This is a genomic window from Rheinheimera gaetbuli, assembly GCF_054781935.1.
Map to the genome: position 1 here is coordinate 91,813 of NZ_BAAGTL010000006.1, position 22,823 is coordinate 114,635.

The following is a 22,823-nucleotide window of genomic DNA, read 5'->3' on the forward strand; positions in this document are numbered from 1 at the left end:
ATCTTTGCCCTGAAGTGGTTTAAATTCTCAGGTAAAACGAGTAATGTACGGGTTTTGAGCTTTAGTCAGAATCCCATATTTCATGTCTAGTGAAAAAACCGCGTTGTACCGGCTGCTGAATCAGCAAGCCAAGGCTTTAATTGAGCACGAATCCGACCTTATTGCCAATATGGCGAATTTAAGTGCGCTAATATTTAATCAGCTGCCTGATTTAAACTGGGCAGGTTTTTACATTATGCGCAGTGGTGAGCTGGTACTTGGGCCGTTTCAGGGCCAGGTTGCGTGCGTGCGCATTGCTGTAGGTAAAGGTGTCTGTGGTACAGCTGTTGCCAGCGGCGAGGTGCAACTGGTCAAGGATGTGCACGAATTCCCCGGCCATATTGCTTGTGATGCCGCCAGTAATTCTGAAATAGTATTACCACTGCGCCATAATGCTGAGATTATTGCCGTACTGGATATCGATAGCCCGCAATTAGCACGGTTTGATACCGATGACCAGGCCGGGCTTGAGCAGCTTATTCAGCTGTTTGAACAGCACTTGGCTGTTACACTATGAAAGATGCCATTTCAATTCACGACTACCTGTTTGACGTAGCCGATATCGGTGACTGGGAAGGTGATGAAGAGCTGGTAACAGATAAAATAAATGCGGTTTATCATACAGTTTGGCAGGCGTTGCCGGATGATATTACTACCGACCAGGTAGAGCATTTGCTGCCGGGCATATGGGATCAATTGCGTGGCGGTACTGTGCTGCTCGAAGCAGACGAAGATGAATTAATAGATTGGGCTTTGGCTTATGTGCGCCAACAGCTGGAAGAAGGTATACCGGACGCGGATACCGTAGATGAAGAAGAGTGAAGCGTTAATGACCACCCCAACCGAACAAAATGTTAAAGCGACAAATGTAAAAGATGTATTAGCTTACCTTGTCGATAAGTTTCCAGCTTGCTTTAGTTTGACTGGTGAAGCTAAGCCGCTAAAAATTGGTATTTTTCAGGATTTAGCTGCACGCTTGCAAACGGATGAAACTGTTAGTAAAACTCAGTTACGTCAAGCCCTAAGGGTTTATACATCAAGCTGGCGTTATCTGGAAGCTACCAAAGAAGGGACTGCCAGAGTCGATTTAGACGGCAGCAACGGTGATTTAATCGACGCTGCGCAAGCTGAACATGCCAGCCAAACTTTGGAACAAAGTAAGGCAAAAGCAGCTGAAAAACGCAAAGCACGCATTGCTGAAGCCAAAGCAAAACAAGCCCCAGTAGCGCCAGAAAAACCTGCTTACAAAAAAAACCAGAACAAAAAGCCTGTTCAGGCCTCTAAAGAAGCTAAGGTTAGCCACAGACCCGCCAGAGCTGAGCCGGTTGCGGCCACTTCAGCATCCTTACAACCTGTTGTGACGTCTGATGTTGTTGTTGGTGCCAAAGTGCTGATTAAACTTGGTCTTAGCCCAATGCCGGCGACGGTGCTGGAAGTTAGCAAAGAGGATGTCACTGTGCAGCTGGATTCTGGTATGGTAATAAAAACACGGCAGGATAGTTTGTATCTGGCCTGATTAATACAGAGTAGCTTATGAAAAAATGTTCAGTACTTGCGACAGCACTTTTTGTTACTTTTGGCATCGGTGCCTCAGGTGTAGACACGGACGCGTTGGTGCTGCCGGTTGTGACGCAGGCATCTCAGCATGCAACAGCCAGTAAAAGAATCACTGCGTTGTTTACCCGTGGCCATTATAGCAAAGTGCAGCTTGACGATGCCCTGTCTTCACGTATGTTTGATACTTACCTGAAGAATCTGGACTATTATCGCAACGTACTGACCAAAGCTGATGCAGAGAGCTTTGAAAAATATCGAACCCAGTTTGATGATGCAATAAACAAAGGCAATCTAAGCCTGGCGTTTGAGATGTTTAACCTGACGCTGCAACGTCGTGCAGAACGGTTTGATTACGCGCTGTCGTTATTGGACACTGAGTTTGATTTTTCTGTTGATGATCAATATGTTTACGACAGAGAAAAAGCAAATTGGCCGGCAGATACCAAAGAGTTAAATGAAATTTGGCGGCAACGAGTAAAATTTGATGCGCTTAATCTTAAGCTTGCGGGAAAAACCACCGCAGAAACAAAAGAAATTTTATCTAAACGTTACCGCAATACAAAAAAACGTCTAACGCAAACTGAAAGTGAAGACGTATTTCAGTTGGTAATGAATTCTTTTGCCCGCAGTATTGAAGCGCATACGTCGTATCTTTCACCTCGCAACGCCGATCGTTTTCAGCAAGAGATGAACTTGTCTCTGGAAGGGATTGGCGCTGTGCTGCGTGCAGATGAAGATTACACCGTAATCCAGAGCTTGGTTCCCGGTGGTCCGGCAGATATGACACAAAAGCTAAAACCGAAAGATAAAATTATCGGTGTGGCGCAAGACAAAAGTGAGTTTGTCGATGTGATAGGTTGGCGTTTGGATGATGTCGTAGACTTGATAAAAGGCCCCAAGGGCAGCACTGTGCGTTTACAAGTAGTGGGTGGCAATGATATTGGCACCAGCCAATCTCAGGTTATCAGTATTGTGCGTGATAAAATCCGGCTTGAAGATCGCGCAGCAAAGGCCGAAATATTTGAGCCGCAGTTGTCTGAACTTGATCAAAAAGTCGGGGTTATTAGTATCCCTGGCTTCTACAATAATTTGGCCGAAGATGTTAAAAAACTATTGGCTGATTTAAAGCAGTCGAATGTTGATGGCATTATTGTCGATTTACGTGGCAATGGTGGCGGCTCGCTGCAAGAAGCGACGTTATTGACAGGCTTATTTATTGACCGTGGTCCGGTAGTGCAAATTCGTGAAGGTGATGGCAAGGTTTCTGTATCGCAAGATAATGATGGCGTTAGTTATTATGATGGTCCTTTAACGGTAATGGTCGATCGCTACAGTGCATCAGCATCAGAAATTTTTGCCGCAGCAATGCAGGATTATGGCCGGGCATTGGTTGTTGGTGAACAAACGTTTGGTAAGGGCACTGTGCAGCAGCACCGGGGTCTTGGCCGGATCTATGATATGTTTGATAATCCGCTTGGTAGCGTGCAGTACACCATAGCTAAATTTTATCGCATAAATGGCGGCAGCACACAGCACAAAGGCGTGATCCCAGATATCTTATTTCCAACAGCGATAGATCCGCAAGAGTGGGGCGAAAGCAAAGAGGAATATGCTTTGCCGTGGGACTCAATAAATGCTGCGCAGTACGACAGTCTGTATGACATTGCTACTTTGGTGCCGAGCTTGCGTGAAAAACATCAGGCCCGTATCAGTGCGGAGCCAGAATTTCAGTATTTGTTGCAGGACATATCCGAATACAAGCAAAACATTGATGAGAAAACGGTATCGTTAAAAGAGGCTGAGCGTTTAGCAGAGCGTGATGAAAACAAAGCGAAGCAACTTAGCCGTGTAAATCAACGTTTGACGCGGTTTGGTATGCCTGTTGTTGAATCGCTTGACGATGTGCCAGAGAAGCTGGAGAAAATAGATCCATTTTTAGAAGAGGCTGCTAATATTACTGCCGATTTAAAAATGGTTAGCCGTCTGGCAAAAAAATAAGTTTTAGGTTGTATCGGTACAAGAAGGCGGTAGCAATACCGCCTTCTTTTTAAGTTTAAAAAACATAATAATTATAAAGGTTTACTATGAGTGCACGTGGTGAGTTCTCGTCGAGGCTGGGGTTTGTTTTGGCTGCCTCAGGTTCAGCAGTTGGGTTAGGGAATATCTGGGGCTTCCCGACGCAGGTAGCCAGCAATGGCGGTGCTGCTTTTGTTCTAATGTATCTGATATTAGCATTTCTGTTAGCTTATCCGGTATTAATGGCTGAATTATTGATTGGCCGGGCTACCAAAGCCAATGTGGTTGATGCATTGGGGCAGGTGTCCAGAGGCTTTTCCGGGCGTCTTGTTGGTGGCTGGGGCATTGTTACCGTATCACTTATTTTGGCATTCTACAGTATTGTTGGCGGCTGGATGCTTGCACATACACTTGAGGCTATCGCCAGTCTAGTGGGCTTTCATCAAGTATCACAATGGTTAATCACCTTTTCGTTGGAGCGTAACTTACTGTTTTGCGCTGGTTTTATGGCTTTAACGGTAGGTATTGTAAGTGGTGGTGTGGTCAATGGTATTGAACGTTGGTCGGTGCGTCTGATGCCAACTTTGTTTGTCATTATGTTTGTGTTATTTGGTTATGTTATGACGCAAGATGGCGCTCTCGAAGGCTTGAAAGTGTACCTACTACCTGATTTCAGCCAGATCCTTAAGCCGGATTTGTTGATCAGTGCGATGGGGCAGGCGTTTTTTTCCATGTCACTAGGCGTTGGCACTATGCTTATTTATGGCTCTTATGTCAGCCATAGCGAAAATTTACCGCGCTTGGGTGCCGCTGTATCGCTGGTGGATATTGGTGTGGCAGTGCTGGCCGGTTTGTTAATTATTCCGGCGATGTATGTAGCTTTAAATAATGGTGTGCAGATTTTTGCTGCTGATGGCAGTATGCTATCTGAAGATACGCTGATTTTTACTGTGTTACCGTCATTGTTCGCTACGATGGGCTTTGTCGGAGGTATCGTTGCGTTCGCATTTTTCCTACTGATGTCAATAGCTGCGTTAACTTCGTCTATCTCAATGCTTGAAGTGCCGGTGTCCTACGTGGTGGAAAAACATCAAATAGCCAGACAGAAAACGGTGTGGTTAATTGCCGCAGTCATTTTTACTCTAAGTTGTCTGATAATTGTCAATTTTGATAGCCTTTTCGGTTTTGTGATTGCGCTGACAACACGCTATAGCCAGCCTTTGTTGGGCTTAATGCTATGTCTTTTTGCCGGTTGGGTATGGCGACGTAATGACATACTGCAAGAGTTGAAAAAGGGTGACGCCCTGGCGGAGCAACGCCTGTTTTGGCGGATTTGGCCTTGGTACGTTAAGTTTGTTTGCCCGGTTATCATTCTGGTGATGTTCTACCGTTCGTTTTAGTTTTGTGGTTTGACAATATATAACTATAAAGAGCAAGGGTCGATGCACCCTTAGCCAATCGGAGCAATAGATGTCTGAAAAACAACCTAGCTTTCTGGATGCCGCGATACCGCTTATCGTACTGATTATTTTATTATCTGCATCAGTGTATTTGTTTGGTGATAATTCTTCTTATGGGCCAAATCAAATTGCATTATTTATGGCTACAGCCGTTGCCGTGGTGATAGGCTTAAAGAATGGCTATCGCTGGTCGGCAATGGAAAAAGCGATGGTTAAAGGCATTTCACTGTCATTAGGCGCAGTACTTATTTTGTTATCGGTGGGCGCACTGATCGGCACCTGGATGCTGTCCGGCACTGTGCCAACCTTAATTTACTATGGCTTGCAGCTGCTAAGTCCAAGCTGGTTTTATGCTGCCAGTTGTTTATTGTGTGGCATAGTTGCTATGAGTATCGGCAGCTCTTGGACTACTGCGGCGACTATAGGTGTCGCCCTGATAGGCGTGGCAGCCGGCTTAGGTTTGTCTCCGGCAATTACTGCTGGTGCTATCGTTTCTGGCGCTTATTTCGGCGATAAAATATCACCACTGAGCGAAACGACAAATTTAGCTCCTGCAGTAGCTGGGGCCGATTTGTTCGACCATATCCGGCATATGTTGTGGACCACGGTTCCCAGTTTCATCTTAGCGCTTATGTTGTTTACGGTTATCGGATTTAACTCGAATGTGAGTGCTGATTTAGCCCGTATCACTGAAATTACCAGCGTATTACAAGATAACTTCTCGATCAGTTTTATTGCACTGATCCCGCTGTTTGTCTTGTTAACGATGGCAATAAAGAAGGTTCCTGCTTTTCCAACCGTGTTTATTGGTGCCTTACTGGGCGCTGTGTGGGCGGTGTTTTTTCAGCAGGATTTGTTGGCTAAACTGATTGAGGCCGACGTACCGTCGGCACTTGGTATCGTTAAGTTAATCTGGCATACCTTACATGCTGGTTTTACCATTGACACTGGCAATGCCAGTTTAAATGATTTGTTAAGCGGTGGTGGTATGTCTAGCATGCTTAACACAATCTGGCTGGTGTTTAGCGCCATGATGTTTGGCGCGACGATTGAAAAAATAGGTTTATTACGTAAATTTGTCAGCTCTATTTTGTATTTTGCCCGTAGCACAGGCTCACTTATTACCAGCACTATTGCGACCTGTTTTGTTACCAATGTGCTTACTGCAGATCAGTATATGTCGATAGTAATGCCCGGCCGGATGTTTAAAGAAGAGTATGAACGGCGTAATCTGGCGCCTGTGAACTTATCCCGAACATTGGAAGATGGCGGTACTATTACCAGCCCGTTGATCCCATGGAATACCTGTGGTGCTTATATGCATAGCGTGTTACAGGTTAGCCCCTTGGATTACGCATTTTATGCTTTCTTTAATTTAATAAACCCGGTTTTAGCGATTATTTATGCCTACTGCGGTATTAAGATATTGAAATTGACACCACCTGATTCCTTGCTACAGCAAACGCAAGCCAAAGCCTGAATAAAAAAGCCTGAATCTGTCAGGCTTTTTTGTCATTATTAATGTAATTTTTATTATTGTCAGAGACGCACTATGTCATCACACACTGCCAGCCGGATTGCCCGCTCTCGCCACGATTATCAGCCACCTACTTTCACTATTCAGACAATGCAGCTAAGTTTTGATTTGCATGACACTGCCACGCGAGTCAGGGCGGTGATGCAGATAAACCGGCAATCGCCAGGTGCCGCTTTGCGCCTGGATGGGCAGCAGTTAACACTGTTGGCAATAGCACTTAACGGACAACCGCTTAACAGTAGTCAGTACCAATTGCTTGACGATGGACTTATCGTGTCTGAGGTGCCCGATAGCTTTGAGCTTTGTATTGAGACGGAACTGGCGCCACAACACAATACGGCACTGGAAGGCTTGTATATGGCAGGCAACACTTATTGTACGCAATGTGAAGCCGAAGGATTTCGTCGGATAATGTTTTTTCCTGACCGGCCTGATGTATTGTGTCAGTACACTGTAACCATTAAAGCCGACGCTAAAAAATACCCTTATCTGTTATCAAATGGTAATAAAGTATCAGAGCATGTCGATGAGCAGGGCTGCAGAATTGTGCAGTGGCATGACCCTTTTCCGAAGCCTTGCTATTTATTTGCCCTGGTCGCCGGTGATTTTGATCTACTGACTGATAACTTTACTACTCAGTCAGGGCGAGATGTCCGCCTGGAGCTTTTTGTTGATAAGGGCGCCTCGGCAAAAGGTGATTTTGCGCTGCAGGCGTTAAAACGTGCTATGCGCTGGGATGAGCAACGTTTTAACCTTGAGTATGATCTGGACATATACATGGTAGTCGCTGTTGATTTCTTTAACATGGGCGCCATGGAAAACAAAGGTCTGAATATTTTTAACAGCAAGTACGTGCTGGCGGATGCTGCCAGTGCGACAGATCGTGACTATTTTAATATTGAATCTATCATTGGCCATGAGTATTTTCATAACTGGACGGGTAACCGGGTAACGTGTCGTGATTGGTTTCAGTTAAGCCTCAAAGAAGGCTTAACGGTATTTCGTGATCAGGAATTCAGTGCCGATATGGGCTCTGCCACACTGTGTCGTATTGATGCAGTCAAGTTAGTCCGCTCAGCTCAGTTTGCTGAAGATGCCAGCCCAATGGCACATCCCATCCGGCCAGAGCAAGTGCTGGAGATGAATAACTTTTACACTGTGACCGTTTACGATAAAGGTGCGGAAGTGATCCGCATGCTGCAGACATTGCTGGGTAGAGAGAGATTTGCCGCTGGCTTGGCGTTATATCTTAAACGGCACGATGGTCAGGCAGCTACCTGTGATGACTTTATTCAGGCGATTCAGGATGCCAGTGACTATGATCTTACGTTGTTTTCCCGCTGGTACAGCCAATCAGGTACGCCGGTAGTTTCGGTTATGCAGCAATATGATGCTGCCAGCAAACAACTTACCTTAACGGTAAAACAACACACTGCTGCAACAGCAGATCAGCTGACTAAACACCCATTATTGCTGCCACTGGCTGTTGAGCTACTTTTTGAGCACGGCAGCAAGCAAAAACATTTGTTTAGTTTAACTGCGGCCCAGCAACAGTTTGTGCTGCAAGACCTGCCAGCAGAGCCCGTTGTCGTCTGGTTGGAGCATTTCTCCGCACCGGTAAAATTGCAATGCCAAACAACGGCGGATGAATTACTGCTAATTGCCGACAGGGCATCAGATGGCGTGGCGCGCTGGGATGCGATGCAGCAGTATTGGAGCCGGCAAATCGCAGCACTGATTCAGGGCGCCACCTTGCCATCGATTCTGTCAGATACTTTAGTTGCAACGCTAAAACAATGGCTGGAATCACCGGGCGATGATTTGGCGCTAACGGCTGAACTGTTAACCCTTCCTGATTTTGATACGCTGGCAGAGCAACATGACGAGATTCCGGTAGATGCTATTTTGTCTGCGCTTGCAACTATTAAAATAAGCCTGGCAGAACAGCTAGAACCAGCGTTTATGCAGTGTTTGCAGCGCCTGCCACAGCAACGCTATCGCTACGAGCAGCAGCATGTAGCAGTGCGGCGGTTACGGGGATTATGCTTAGCTTATCTGGCGCAGCTGCCATCAACCGATGATTTATTGCAGCAGTATTATCAGCAAGCTGACAATATGACCGACACTATGGCGGTGCTTATTGCTGTGCAGCAAGCAAAACCGGCGCTGTTTGCACAGTTGACTCATGTGTTTTGCCAACGCTGGCAGCATGATGCATTGGTTATGGATAAAGCCTTTGCGGTGGTCGCGACCAACCCGGGCGATGAGGTATTTGCCGGTATTGAGACGATGTTGCAGCATCAGCAGTTTAGCTGGAAAAATCCAAATCGTGTCCGGGCTTTATATTCGGCTTTCAGTATGCGCAATCCACAACAGTTTCACCGTGTGGATGGTAAAGGATACCAGTTGATACTGGATGCAGTGAAAAAGCTTGACCCTATCAATCCACAAGTTGCTGCGCGTTTAGTCACGCCATTACTCAGTTGGCGACGCTTTGACAAGACGCGGCAACAGTTAATGCGCAATGCACTAACGTTACTTGCCGCACAATCTAATTTAAGCAATGACCTGTTTGAGAAGGTCAGCAGAAGTTTGCAATAATGCCACAGTACAACTTTAATGCTGTGTTAAACGCTGAACAATGTTTGAGTTATTACCGCGGCCAGATTAAATATGTACTGGTTACGACAGACGATGGTTTACGTATTCAGCTACATTTTCGTCATCTTCTTCCCTTTGTAGATTCGCTAGGGATAAGAGGTCGTTTTCGGCTGAATGTAACTGAGCAGGGCACTTTTGAGCGACTGGAAAAAATTAATTAGAGTTAATACTTTAAACAATGAATTAAAACAATAGCTTGCTTAACGCTCTGGTTTGACCTTTAATTTCATTAGCTTAGAAAAATTTGTGGTGCACTCCTTTGCTAAGATTAAACCTGACACAGCTAGTGCTGGTTAAAAGATGAGCGCGTTTTATAAAAACTGAATAAAAATCAACAGATTTACGTTATGGCAGGCCTTGCCTGTAGCGTTAAATGATGTAATTATTTTAGCTAGGTAAGCTGAGATCGGATCAGTTGGCTTAGTAATATAACAAAAAAAACATTTATAAATCCTGTTGGGACAGGGGGGGAGATAACAAGATGAAAAAAAGGTCAATAACCTTTGCTAAGAAACCCTTAGCTGTGGGTGTTGCGTACGCGCTGTTTGCTTTGTCAATGGCGCCGGTAAATGCCGCATCCTGGAGTCTGGGTGATGTAAATATCACGTTTGACTCAACCTTCTCATACGGTGGTAGCTGGCGTATGGAAGACCGTAACTGGGATACTATCAGTAAAGTTAATCATCCGCGTTTTGATTGGGAAGGTTACAACGCTGCAACGAATAATATCTATACACCTTCACAAATTTGGCAACAACCAGGCGGTTATTCCAGCAATGGTGACGCAGGCAACCTGAATTATGATAGAGGTGATATGTTTAGCAGCCTGTTTAAAGGCTTGCATGAGTTATCTATTACTAAGGATAACATTGGTCTGTTTACCCGCTTTATGTATTTTTATGATTTCGCCCTGATGGATAAAGAGGGTGCGTACACTAACCCCGTTTCTGGCAAAAAAGTTGACCCTTGTGCTGATAAAGATGCCCGCAGCTTAACTTGCCGTGATGTTCGCCTGCTTGATGCTTATGTTTACGGTAACTTTAGCTTTAATGATGGTATGAATCCGGTTACGGTTAAACTGGGTCAGCAAGTGCTTAGTTGGGGTGAAAGTACCTTGATCCAGCACGGTATTAATATTACGCCGATAGATGTTGGTGTTGCCCGAGCCCCGGGTGCCGAGTTAAAAGAAGCCTATATTCCGGTGGGTATGTTTACCCTGAATATTGGTCTTACAGATAACCTGTCTACGGAATTGTTTTATCAGTATGAGTGGGTAAACAGTTACCTGCCTGTACCAGGAACTTATTTTTCTACCAACGACTTTGCCGGTAAAGGTGGCTATCAGCAAAATGTTCAGTTAGGTTTTGCCGGTAATCCGGATATTGATCTTGATCATTTGCTTAGCAGTCTGAATATGCTGGGCTCTGCCGTTGCTTCAGGTGCCTTACCTGCAGCTACTGCAGCTCAAGCTTATTTGGCATATCCAACTAAGGTGACATTGCGTCCTTATGGCAGCGCCGGAGAGCTTAAGCCAAAAGATGGTGGCGAGTACGGTATTAAGTTTGAGTATTTTTCACCTGAATTGAACGATACAGAATTTGCACTGTATTACATGAACTACCACAGCCGTGTACCGCTGATATCGGGTATAGCGTCTGATTTCTCGCAGGCGGGTGCTGATATAGGCCGTTTGGCAGCTATGGCAGCGTCTGGTGGCGTAACAAAAGAGAATATTACTCAGCTTGGTGCGTTTTCCAAAGCGCTGATTGAATACCCTGAGGATATAAAACTCTATGGTTTCAGCTTTAACACTACAGTAGGTGAAACCTCTGTTGCTGGTGAAATTTCATATCGTAAAGACGAGCCGCTGCAAATAGATGATGTTGAAATTCTCTATGCCGGTATGCCGGAACAACTAGCTAATGCCGGGCTTCGACCTGATTTAGCCGGTATCTCGCAAATTGGCCGTGATCCACGTTATGGCCAAAAAGTACAGCCTGGGCAAAAAGCACAAGGTTTTATCCTTACAGACACAATACAAGCCCAAATGACGTTTACCCACCTGGTGGGCCCTGCATTGGGTTCTGACAATATAAGTTTACTGGCAGAAGTAGGTGGTATCAGTATTCAGGACATGCCGGATCAAAGTGTTTTGCGCCTCAATGGCCCTAATACGGACCGCAGTGGCGGCCCCTTGCTTGGGCTGGATAGCAGTGGCAATCTGGTGAATAAGGATGGTTTGCATACCGGTTTGTCAAACGGTGCTGAAACTAATCCGTTTCCTACCGCTTCAGCCTGGGGTTATCGCTTACTTGCTAAAGCCGACTACAACAACGTGTTTGCTGGTGTTAACCTGTCACAACGTATTGTATTTTCTCACGACGTAAATGGTATTACACCCGATCCGTTATTTTTGTTTGTAGAAGACCGCAAGTCGCTGGCTTATGCAGTAAGTTTTGATTACCTGAGTAAATGGTCCGGTGAGCTATCTTACAACATATTCTGGGACGGACAGGGTACAACCAACAACGTAGCCGACCGTGACTTTATCTCTTTTAACATTAAGTACTCAATTTAAGGGACGAGCACTAATTATGAAAAAACTCACCCTACTGACCTCAGCAATTGCACTGGTATTAAGCTGCTCTGTGGCTGCTAAGGTTACTCAAGAACAAGCTAATCGGCTGGGCAATGATTTGACCCCGCTTGGCGCTGAAAAAGCAGCTAATGCTGACGGCTCTATACCTGCATGGACTGGAGGCATTACTGCTGCCCCTGCCGGTTATACTGCAGGTATGCATCATTTAAATCCATTTGCTGATGACAAAGTATTGTTTTCGATTGATAAAAGTAATGTAGAACAATACAAATCATTATTGAGTCCTGGACAAATCAAACTGTTCGAGTTATACCCTGACACCTTTAAAATGAATGTGTATCCAACGCGCCGTTCAGCGTCTTATCCTCAGTATGTTTATGATGCTACTAAAAATATTGCTACCAAAGCCGAATTGGTTGAGGGTGGTAATGGCATTGTTAACGCAGCGATTGGCATACCGTTTCCAATACCTCAAAATGGTTTGGAAGCAATATGGAATCACTTACTACGTTATCGCGGTGTTGCCGCCAGCCGTAACGGTGGCCAGGCAGCACCGACTGCAACAGGCGCTTATACCGTTATCGGTTTTGATGAGCAGATCATGTTCAAATATTCAGAGCCGAATGCTACTGCTGAAGCATTAACCGCAGAAAATATTCTGTTCCGCTTTAAGCAAGGAGTTACTTCTCCGGCGCGGTTGGCAGGTACTGCCTTATTGGTGCATGAGACTATGGACCAGGTCAAAACACCACGTCAGGCATGGACTTACAATACTGGCCAACGTCGTGTGCGTCGGGCGCCAAACGTAGCTTATGATGCACCAGGTACAGCATCTGACGGTCTTCGCACCACTGATGATTTTGATATGTTTAACGGCTCGCCAGATCGTTATAACTGGCAGTTAAAAGGCAAGCAGGAAATGTATATTGCCTACAACGATTACAAACTGCATAGCAATGAAGTGAAGTACGCTGACTTGCTGCTGCCAGGCCACATTAACCCAGAATATGTGCGTTGGGAAAAACACCGTGTTTGGGTGGTTGAAGCAACTTTAAAAGACGGCACACGCCACGTCTATGGCAAGCGGGTGTTTTATATAGACGAAGACAGCTGGCAAATCCATGTAGCGGATCTTTATGATAATCGTATGGAGCTGTATCGCGTCGCTTTTGCCCACGGTCTGAACTATTATGAAGTCCCAACGCATTGGAGTACGCTGGAAGTGTATCACGACTTAAACTCTCGCCGTTACATTGCCATCGGTCTGGATAATGAAGACAAAATGTATGATTTCTCTGTGCAGTTGTCTGATGCCGACTTCACTCCGGCGGCACTGCGTCGTGAAGGCACACGTTAACCTTCTCACGTTACGGTTACGGTTGGCCTAGTGCCAACCGTTTTTATTTACAAAGTACAGTAGAGTAATAACTCAGATTATGTGTAATAAATTCATTTGCTTAGTTGCGCTAGGCTCGGCCTTGTTTATGATGCCTGGTGCAGTTCAGGCCAACCAGGCAGAGCCGCAATCTGCTTATCAGCTGCCAATGGTTAGCCGTTCTCTGTTAACTGACATTATCGATGTGCATGGCGTTACTTTAATTGCAGTAGGTGAGCGCGGACATATTGTGATGAGTAAAGATGGCGAGGTTTGGCAACAGGCGAATGTGCCGGTGCAAGCTAACCTGAACAGCGTTTATTTTGCCAATAAACAATATGGTTGGGCAGTGGGCCACGATGCCAGCATTTTGCAGACAACTGATGGCGGATTAAACTGGCAGGTACAACATTTTGCGCCTCAAATTGATAAGCCATTGTTTGACATTTATTTCTCTGATCTTAAAAACGGTATTGCCGTTGGCGCCTATGGTCTGTTTTATCGCACCGCTGATGGTGGTGTAAACTGGAATAAAGAATTTCATCCCGAGCTGTTGTCAGAGGATGAGCAGGATTATCTTGCCGACTTGCAGGACAGCGATCCCGAGTTATATGCGATAGAGCAAGGCGCGATATTGCCACATTTTAACCGGTTGTACGCAGATGGTAATGTACTGTACATGGTCGGGGAAGCCGGATTTGCGGCAAAGAGTACTGATCTTGGCCAAAGCTGGACCAGGCTGGAAGAGTTTTATAATGGCTCATTATTCGATATTACCCGCTCTGCGCAAATGAGCCTGATTGCTGTTGGTTTACGTGGCAACGCGTTTAAAAGCACAGATCAGGGCAATAGCTGGCAACCGCTTGCTGTGGGCGAAACAGCAACGTTTAATAGCGTTTTCTCTGATGCGGCAGGCCGTTTATATTTGGCGGGCAATGCTGGTAGCTTGCTTATTAGCTACGACGATGGCATTAGCTTTCGCGACTTTTCACGAGCCAACGGCAAAGCCATAGTAAATGGCCTGGCGTGGCAGGACAAATTGATACTGGTCACTGAAACCGGTGTGACAACGATAAAACTAAGTGAATTAGAATAAGATGAGTATTAACAGACTGGTAAACAAGTTTGAATATGCGCTGTTCCGGCATAGGGCAATGGTTATTGTTGTCTTTTTGTTGGCGACCTTGTTTTTGCTATTTAAAGCGACATCAATAAAGCTGGATGCAGCATTTACAAAAAATATCCCATTAAAACATGAGTATATGCAAACTTATCTGCGTCATGCGCAGGACTTTGGTGGCGCTAACAACATACTTATCTCGTTGTGTGACGCCGGTGGTGATATTTTTAATGCCGACTTTTTTAACAGCCTGCGCAATGCCCATGATGAATTGCTATATACACCCGGAGTTGATCGGGTGCAGGTTAAATCATTATTTAGCCCAAGCACACGTTTTGTTGAGGTAGTCGAAGACGGTTTTGCCGGTGGCCCGGTTATCCCGGCTGATTTTGTCGCCAATGCCAACGGCTTGGCTAAAGTAAAAGAAAATACCGAGAAAGCGGGTATCGTTGGGCGCATGGTCGCAGATGACTATAGCTGTGCGATGATTTCAGCCCAGTTACTGGAAACAGACCCCGACACTGGTGAAAAACTGGACACCATAGGTTTTGCCAGCACGCTGGAACAAAATATTCGCGCTAAGTATGAAAATGACAAGCTTAGTGTGCATATTATCGGTTTTGCTAAGATGGTTGGCGATGTTGCCGACGGCGCCAAAGGGGTTTTAGCGTTTTTCGCCGTAGCAATAGCTGTTACATCGATAATGGTATTTTTCTTTTGCCGCTCGTTAATGTTAACCATACTACCGATAGCTTGTTCGCTGATGGCCGTCGTATGGCAAATGGGCCTGCTGTCTGTACTCGGTTTTGGTATCGACCCGATGTCTATTTTGGTGCCGTTTCTGGTATTTGCTATCGGTGTTAGCCATGGCGTACAAATGATAAACTCCACCGGGAAACGGGTAGCTGCGGGGATGGATGCTAAAACTGCTGCCCAGGCCAGTTTCCGTAAGCTGTTAGTGCCCGGTGGTGTGGCATTACTATCTGATACTGTCGGCTTTTTAACCCTACTAATTATTGAAATAGGCGTAATACGTGAACTGGCAATTACAGCCAGTTTAGGTGTAGCTGTGATCATTCTGACCAACCTTATCCTGCTGCCGGTATTAATGTCTTTTGTTAAGTTTAGCGATAAGTATAAACAGCGCGCTGCAACGCCATCACCGCTAGCCGAGAAAGTGTGGTACGCCCTGTCAGCTTTCGCTACGCGTAAATATGCAGCAGTTATTTTGCTGATTACCGCGGTGCTGTTTGGTTTTGGCTACATGCAAAGCCAGCAACTTAAAATTGGTGATTTGCATGCCGGCGCTCCGGCACTGCATGAAGAATCGCGTTATAACCAGGACACCTTTCTTATCACTGATCGTTACGCTATTTCGGTTGACTATATCAATGTGATGGTAGAAACCATCCCCAGTGCCTGCACTGAACATAGCATTATGCAACGTATCGACCAGTTTCAATGGTTAATGGAGAACATTGCCGGCGTACAATCAGCAGTGTCACTGGCATCAGTGTCGAAAAACATTAATGCTGCCTTTAACGAAGGTAATGTTAAATGGCGTATTTTGCCACGCAATACGCAAAGTTTGGTGCAGGCTTCGTCCAGAGTTGAGACCAGTACAGGGTTATTAAATGCGGACTGCTCGGTGATGCCGATAATGTTGTTTCTTGAAGATCACAAAGCCGAAACTATCGAGCGTGTGGTAGCAGCAGCCAAGCAATACGGTGCCCAACTGGGCGATGAACAAACACGTTTTATGCTGGCTTCGGGTCCCGCTGGTGTTATGGCCGCAACCAATGAGGCCGTATCTGAAGCACAACAACCGATGATGTGGTACGTATACGGTGCGGTGATTATATTATGCTTGCTGAGTTTTCGCTCGTTACGGGCGACAATATCAGTGATTTTGCCCTTGTATGTGGTGTCAGTATTGGCAACGGCGCTAATGACTAAACTACAGATAGGTTTGACAGTGTCGACCTTACCGGTGATTGCGCTGGGGGTGGGTATAGGTGTCGACTACGGCATTTACATCTTGTCGAATATGACACAGATGTTGCGTGAAGGCGCACCGCTGCGTCAGGCCTATTTTGAAGCATTAAAAGAACGTGGCAGTGCCGTCTTGTTTACCGGGATTACATTGGCTATAGGTGTGAGCACCTGGGTATTCTCTGCGCTGAAGTTTCAGGTCGATATGGGCATACTGTTAACCTTTATGTTTATCGTTAATATGCTTGGTGCCATAGTGGTATTACCCGCGCTGGCAGCATTTTTATGGCGGCGTAAGTAAAAAATATTATTGCATGAATAAACACGAAAATGGCCGAAAGGCCATTTTCTATTTACGCTTGCTGAATAAGTTGTCAGAGCCTTTAAAAATCACTGGTTTAACCAGCATAAAAGGCAAAAATAGTGCTCGAAAAGCGCTACAATTGGCACTACACTGCGCAGCTGACACGCTCTGGTTTATTCGGTAGCGCCTGCTTTATGGCAGTGACTGCAAAAAGGATACAAAAATGGCACTGATAGACGGTCAACCCTCTGTATTACTACAAAATGTTAATAAACTTATAAAGCAAAAAGTTAAAGATCAGGTTAACCTGGTCGAAAAATTTGCCTATACCTTGTATGGCAATATGTCGAACGAAGATTTAGTGGGCCGTAATGACAGCGATCTTTACGGCGCAGCACTAAGCTTATGGCAAACCTTTAACCAACATGCGCAACCTGAAGCAATGATCCGGGTATTTAATCCGGAAATCGCCAAGCATGGCTGGGAATCTAAACACACCGTTGTCGAGATAGTGGTTGAGGATATGCCATTTTTAGTCGACTCTGTGCGAATGGCACTGAGCCGCCTTAGCATTACTGCTCATTTGCTGCTGCATTACCCATTACAGACTGAACGTGATGACAAAGGCGCAATCACGGATTTCTTTAAACTGGGAAGTAAAAGCAACGCCAGTACCGAGCAAACTGTATTTCATATTGAAATTGATCGGTTAACCGACAAAACAGCTATCTCTGCACTTACTGACGAGCTGCATTCTGTTATGGAAGATGTGTCGCTGGCTGTACAGGATTGGAAGCCGGCACGTGAAAAGCTAAAAAATGTCATTAGAAACCTGGCGAAACAAAGTGGCAAAGCCAGCAAGGCTGAAGTTGAGCAAGTTGATAATTTTCTAAACTGGCTGGCTAAAGATAACTTCACTTTATTAGGTTACCGCGAATATCGTATTAGTCCGGTAAAAGGCGATTACCAAATTTGTGGTATTGATGACACATCGCTGGGTTTAATGCGACGCACTTCGTCACGCGAATTGTTACTGTCAGAACTACCTGAATCAGGCCGTAAACAGGCGCTGAGTCAGGCCTTGCTTATCCTGACAAAAACCAACAATAAATCACGCGTGCATCGTCCAGCCTATATTGATTATATCGGCATAAAAAAATTCGATAAAGACGGCAAAGTCATTGGCGAAGACCGTTTTATCGGTTTGTATTCCTCTTCACTTTACAATAACAGTGCAGGTGATATTCCGCTGTTAAAAGACAAACTTGCTGCCGTCATGCAGAAGTCTGAATTTGCTGCCGGCACGCATGCATACAAAGCCTTGCTTAATATTCTGGAAACCTACCCACGTGATGAGCTTATTCAGGCTACAGCAGATGAACTGCTGTATGTAGCGATGGGCGTGCTGCAGATGCAGGAACGTGACATGACACGTGTTTTTATGCGCAAAGAGCCATTTGGCCGTTTTGTTACAGTGATGGTGTATGTGCCACGCGAGCGCTATAACACTCAGTTACGTAAAGAAACCCAGACTATATTGCAACGAGCTCTGGGGAGTGACGAGCCGGTGGAATTTACCACCTATTTCTCAGAATCTGTGCTGGCACGTACCCATTATCTCGTGCGGATCAGCGATAGCCATGTCGAGTATAAAGTGAAAGATATTGAACGTAATCTGGTTGAAGCTGCCCGTACCTGGGAAGACAAGTTAGAAAGCGCCCTGATAGGCGTTTACGGTGAAGCGCGTGGCCGCGAGCTGATTGGTAAGTATGTCAACGCCTTTCCGCGCAGCTACAAAGAAGAAATGCTGCCAAACGATGCACTGGTCGACATTGGCAAACTGGAAGCGCTGAATGATGAGCACAAGCTCGAAATGCTGTTTTACCGGCCGCAGGAAGAAAAAGCAGATAGCAAAGCTGTAAGGTTAAATCTGTTTCATAAAGATCATCCAATCCACTTATCCGACGTGCTACCGATGCTGGAAAACTTCGGCTTGCGCGTTATCGGCGAGACGCCTTATGCAGTGAAATGTGCTGATGGCACAGTAAGTTGGATATTGAACTTTGCTATGGAGTTAAACTGTGCTGTGCCGGCAGATTTTGAAGCGGCACAGAACTCGTTTCAGAACTCATTTGCCAAAGTATGGGCTGGTCAGTTAGAAGATGACGGTTTTAACAAATTGATCCTCGGTGCTGGCCTATGTGGGCGTGAAGCGTCTTTGTTGCGCGCTTATGCCAAATACAAACGGCAGATAGGCGGCACGTTCAGCCAGTCTTATGTAGAAAGTACTTTTACCCGTTATGCTGAGCTTGCTAATCTGCTGGTACAGCTGTTTAACAGCAAATTTGAGCCAAAATCAAAAGCAACGGCAAAAACTATTGAAAAACTGGAAGAGCAAATTGCCGGCCAACTGGAACATGTAGCAAATCTGGATGATGACCGTATTATCCGCCGCTTTGTCGATATGATTAATGCTACTTTGCGGACTAACTATTTCCAAAAATTATCAGACGGTGCCGACAAACCCTATATCTCGTTTAAGATTAAATCTGATCTTATTCCTGATATGCCATTACCGACACCGATGTTTGAAATTTTCGTCTACTCACCACGGGTAGAAGGTGTACACCTGCGGTTTGGTAAAGTAGCACGCGGCGGCTTGCGTTGGTCAGACCGGCGCGAAGACTTCCGTACCGAGGTACTGGGGCTGGTTAAAGCACAACAGGTAAAAAACACCGTTATAGTACCAACCGGCTCTAAAGGTGGCTTCGTTTGTAAAAAGCTGCCAGAAACCGGCGGTCGCGAAGCTTTCCTCAATGAAGGTAAAGAGTGTTACCGCACCTTTATCCGGGGCTTATTGGATGTTACTGACAACATCGTACAGGGCGCGGTAGTCCCGCCTAAAGATGTGGTGCGTCATGATGAGGATGACCCATATCTGGTGGTAGCCGCAGACAAAGGTACGGCAACCTTTTCTGATATATCTAATGGTATTTCAGAAGAATATGGTTTCTGGCTTGGCGATGCGTTCGCCTCCGGCGGCTCTAATGGGTATGACCACAAGAAAATGGGTATAACTGCCCGTGGTGGCTGGGAGTCTGTAAAGCGTCACTTCCGCGAAATCGGTATTGACTGCCAAAACAGCGATTTTACCTGTGTTGCCATTGGTGATATGGCCGGCGACGTGTTTGGTAACGGTATGTTGTTGTCAAAGCATATTCGCTTGCAGGTTGCGTTTAACCATATGCATATTTTTATTGACCCGAATCCGGATGCTGCAAAGAGTTGGCCTGAACGTGAGCGGATGTTCAATCTACCTACCTCAACCTGGGATGATTACAATAAATCGTTAATTTCAGAGGGTGGTGGTATTTTCCTGCGTAGCGCTAAAGCGATTAAGCTGTCGCCACAAATGAAAGAAATGCTGGGCACTACTAAAGCCAGCATGACACCAAATGAGTTAATCCGTGAAGCCCTGATGATGCCGGTAGACTTGATTTGGAACGGCGGCATAGGTACCTATGTTAAAGGTAGCGGCGAAAGCCATGCTGAAGTAGGTGATCGCGGCTCTGAAGCACTACGGGTGAATGGTAAAGAGCTGAAAGCGAAAATTTTTGGCGAAGGCGGTAATCTTGGCGCTACCCAGCGTGGCCGTATAGAGTTTGCTATGCATGGCGGTTTAATCAATACCGATTTTGTTGACAACGTTGGTGGTGTTACCTGCTCTGATAATGAAGTTAACATCAAGATTTTGCTTAATACACTGGTCGCCAGCGGCGACTTGACGTTGAAACAGCGTAATAAACTATTGCTGGATATGACAGATGATGTGTCAGAAATCGTCATTAAAGATTGTTATCGTCAAACCCAGAGCATCAGTATTTCGTCGTTACTGGGCTCAGAGCAGCTAAAAGAGTACACCCGTTTTATTCATACGCTGGAAAAAGACGGCAAGCTTAATCGCGAATTGGAATTTTTGCCATCTGACGATGAACTTGCCGATCGTATGGCAAAAGGCCAGGGATTAACCCGGCCAGAGCTGTCGATTCTGACGGCTTACGGCAAGATGGTATTAAAAGAGCGCCTGGTATTACCGGAAATTTTTGAAAACGCCTATTTTAAGCGTCAGCTGTTTGCTAATTTCCCGCAGATGTTGCAAGACAAGTATGCAACTGAGATGGAAAACCATCCGCTGAAAGGCGAAATCATCGCAACTAAACTGGCGAATATGCTGGTGAACGAGATGGGGCCAAACTTTGCTCAGCGTATGCAAGAAGAAACCGGTGCCAGTGTCGGCGAAGTGACATTGTGTTATGCCATAGCGCGTGATTTGTTTGATATGTCGGCGGTATGGCGTAAAGTTGAGCAACTGGACAATATTATTCCGGCAGAGTTACAAACCCGGTTATTGCACCAGCTGCGCCGTACGATGCGCCGTGCTACTCGCTGGTTCCTGCGCCATCGTAATAAGGCACTGGATATTCAGCAAACGGTTGATTTTTTCAAACCGGCCTACCAGCAGCTGGCTCAGGACCTTGCACAATATCTTGCGTCTGCTGAGCTTGAACAGCTGCAGCAAAAGCAAGCCAGTTTCGTTGAACAAGGCGTGCCAGAGGATGTTGCACAATATTTATCGCAACTCAGCACTTTGTTCTCGGTGATGGATATTGCACAAGTTGCCGATACAGAAAAAGTGCCGCTACCTATGGTGGCAGAGATTTACTTTAAACTTGGCGATAAGCTGGATTTGCATTGGTTCCTCGACCAAATTACCGCGCAGCCGGTAGCAAATCATTGGCAGGCACTGGCGCGGGCTTCATACCGTGAAGAATTAGACTGGCAGCAACGTGCACTATCTGCGGTTGTGGTTCGTAGCTGTGGTTCAGTATGTGCAGCTGATGAAGTAATTAACAGCTGGATCAGTGCGAACGATGCCATATTAGTTCGTTGGCGTTTAATGCTGGCCGAGTTTAAGACGACCAAGAACCATGAGTTTGCTAAGTTTTCAGTAGCGTTGCGTGAACTAATGTTATTAAGTCATCACTGCGATCCTGTAAAATAATGCGTTAAGTCGTTACAATACCCCGGCTGGTCCGGGGTATTTTTTTGGTTAAATAAGGCAGGTTATGTTTTATCCTATTGCGCAAAAACTGATGTTCGCCTGTGACGCTGAGTGGTCACATAATTTTGCTTTGGGCAGCTTAAAACGGCTGTCGCATACCCCTGTTGCTGCACTATGGCGCCAACAACTGGAAGCAAAACCGGTTACTGTAGCAGGTATTCGATTTGATAATCCGTTAGGGCTGGCGGCTGGCCTTGATAAAAATGCCGATTGTATAGATGCCTTTGGCCAGATGGGTTTTGGCTTTATTGAGGTCGGCACCGTAACACCAAGACCGCAGCTGGGGAATGATAAACCGCGTATTTTTCGCCTGCCGCAATCACAAGCCATTATTAACCGCATGGGATTCAACAATAAAGGCGTTGATTATCTGGTACAGAATGTGAAAAACGCCAATTATAAAGGTGTTTTGGGCATTAACATCGGTAAAAACAAAGACACGCCAAACGAGCAGGGCAAAGATGACTATATACACTGCATGCGCAAGGTGTATGCCCATGCCAGTTATATTACGGTAAATATTTCCTCTCCTAATACGCCGGGTTTACGTGATCTGCAATTTGGTGATGCCTTACTTGATCTGTTACAAAGCGTGAAAAATGAACAGCTGGATTTACAGGCTCAGTATGATAAATATGTGCCGGTATTTGTAAAAATAGCGCCGGATATGGATCTGATTGCAGTACAGCAAGTGGCCGATACGTTACTCAAAAGCAAGATGGATGGCGTGATTGCGACAAATACTACACTAGACAGAAGTCTGGTACAGGGCCAGCGTTTTGCTGACGAAGCCGGTGGTTTAAGTGGCTTGCCGGTTCGTGATAAAAGTACGCAGGTTTTGTCTCAGCTGCGCCAGTCGGTTGGCACTGAACTACCCATTATCGGGGTAGGCGGTATCAGCGATGCTGCTTCCGCGCAGGAAAAGCTTGCAGCCGGCGCCAATTTATTGCAGGTTTATACTGGCTTTATTTACCACGGGCCAGCGCTGATTAAAGAGATCGTTGATAGCTTATAAGGATCGATAGCTGATCATTTGTTATT

14 protein-coding genes are annotated in these 22,823 nt (G+C 45.7%); all 14 read left to right on the forward strand.

Features of this window, described 5'->3' with window-relative positions:
• The first annotated feature begins 82 nt into the window (after positions 1-82).
• The 14 genes from ACYVIC_RS05445 to pyrD all read left to right on the forward strand — a co-directional run bounded on the left by ACYVIC_RS05445 (position 83) and on the right by pyrD (position 22,797).
• Positions 83-556: a GAF domain-containing protein gene (locus tag ACYVIC_RS05445; protein ID WP_460857975.1), complete on the forward strand. Its 474-nt coding sequence runs from the start codon at positions 83-85 to the stop codon at positions 554-556.
• Positions 553-861 (forward strand): hypothetical protein, encoded by a 309-nt coding sequence (locus ACYVIC_RS05450; protein ID WP_460857977.1) that lies wholly within the window; start codon positions 553-555, stop codon positions 859-861. The genes ACYVIC_RS05445 and ACYVIC_RS05450 overlap by 4 nt, the downstream gene beginning before the upstream one ends.
• Positions 848-1,555, forward strand: coding sequence for an RNA chaperone ProQ (proQ, locus tag ACYVIC_RS05455; RefSeq protein ID WP_460857980.1), 708 nt, complete (start codon positions 848-850; stop codon positions 1,553-1,555). The genes ACYVIC_RS05450 and proQ overlap by 14 nt, the downstream gene beginning before the upstream one ends.
• Before the next feature lie 17 nt (positions 1,556-1,572).
• Complete coding sequence (prc, locus tag ACYVIC_RS05460; protein WP_460857982.1) at positions 1,573-3,594, forward strand: carboxy terminal-processing peptidase; 2,022 nt, start codon at positions 1,573-1,575, stop codon at positions 3,592-3,594.
• 86 nt (positions 3,595-3,680) lie between these two features.
• A complete protein-coding gene (locus ACYVIC_RS05465; protein WP_460857984.1) occupies positions 3,681-5,012 on the forward strand; it encodes a sodium-dependent transporter in 1,332 nt (443 codons plus the stop codon).
• 70 nt (positions 5,013-5,082) lie between these two features.
• Positions 5,083-6,552 carry a Na+/H+ antiporter NhaC gene (gene nhaC / locus ACYVIC_RS05470; RefSeq protein ID WP_460857986.1) on the forward strand — a complete coding sequence of 490 codons (1,470 nt, stop codon included), beginning with the start codon at positions 5,083-5,085 and terminating at the stop codon, positions 6,550-6,552.
• 72 nt (positions 6,553-6,624) lie between these two features.
• Entirely contained in the window at positions 6,625-9,210 is a 2,586-nt protein-coding gene (pepN, locus tag ACYVIC_RS05475) for an aminopeptidase N (RefSeq protein WP_460857987.1), read from the forward strand.
• The gene (locus ACYVIC_RS05480; protein ID WP_460857989.1) at positions 9,210-9,431 is read left to right on the forward strand and encodes a DUF2835 family protein; all 222 of its coding nucleotides are present in this window, start codon (positions 9,210-9,212) and stop codon (positions 9,429-9,431) included. Before pepN ends, ACYVIC_RS05480 begins: the two co-directional genes overlap by 1 nt.
• Positions 9,432-9,751: 320 nt before the next feature.
• On the forward strand, positions 9,752-11,848 hold the full coding sequence (locus ACYVIC_RS05485; RefSeq protein WP_460857990.1) for a DUF1302 domain-containing protein: 2,097 nt from the start codon (positions 9,752-9,754) through the stop codon (positions 11,846-11,848).
• A gap of 16 nt (positions 11,849-11,864) precedes the next feature.
• Complete coding sequence (locus ACYVIC_RS05490) at positions 11,865-13,226, forward strand: DUF1329 domain-containing protein (protein ID WP_460857992.1); 1,362 nt, start codon at positions 11,865-11,867, stop codon at positions 13,224-13,226.
• A gap of 127 nt (positions 13,227-13,353) precedes the next feature.
• Positions 13,354-14,340 (forward strand): WD40/YVTN/BNR-like repeat-containing protein, encoded by a 987-nt coding sequence (locus tag ACYVIC_RS05495; RefSeq protein WP_460857994.1) that lies wholly within the window; start codon positions 13,354-13,356, stop codon positions 14,338-14,340.
• Position 14,341: 1 nt separating this feature from the next.
• Positions 14,342-16,657 carry an efflux RND transporter permease subunit gene (locus ACYVIC_RS05500; protein ID WP_460857996.1) on the forward strand — a complete coding sequence of 772 codons (2,316 nt, stop codon included), beginning with the start codon at positions 14,342-14,344 and terminating at the stop codon, positions 16,655-16,657.
• 226 nt (positions 16,658-16,883) lie between these two features.
• On the forward strand, positions 16,884-21,722 hold the full coding sequence (locus tag ACYVIC_RS05505) for an NAD-glutamate dehydrogenase (RefSeq protein WP_460857997.1): 4,839 nt from the start codon (positions 16,884-16,886) through the stop codon (positions 21,720-21,722).
• 64 nt (positions 21,723-21,786) lie between these two features.
• A complete protein-coding gene (gene pyrD, locus ACYVIC_RS05510) occupies positions 21,787-22,797 on the forward strand; it encodes a quinone-dependent dihydroorotate dehydrogenase (protein WP_460857999.1) in 1,011 nt (336 codons plus the stop codon).
• The last annotated feature ends 26 nt before the right edge of the window (positions 22,798-22,823 follow it).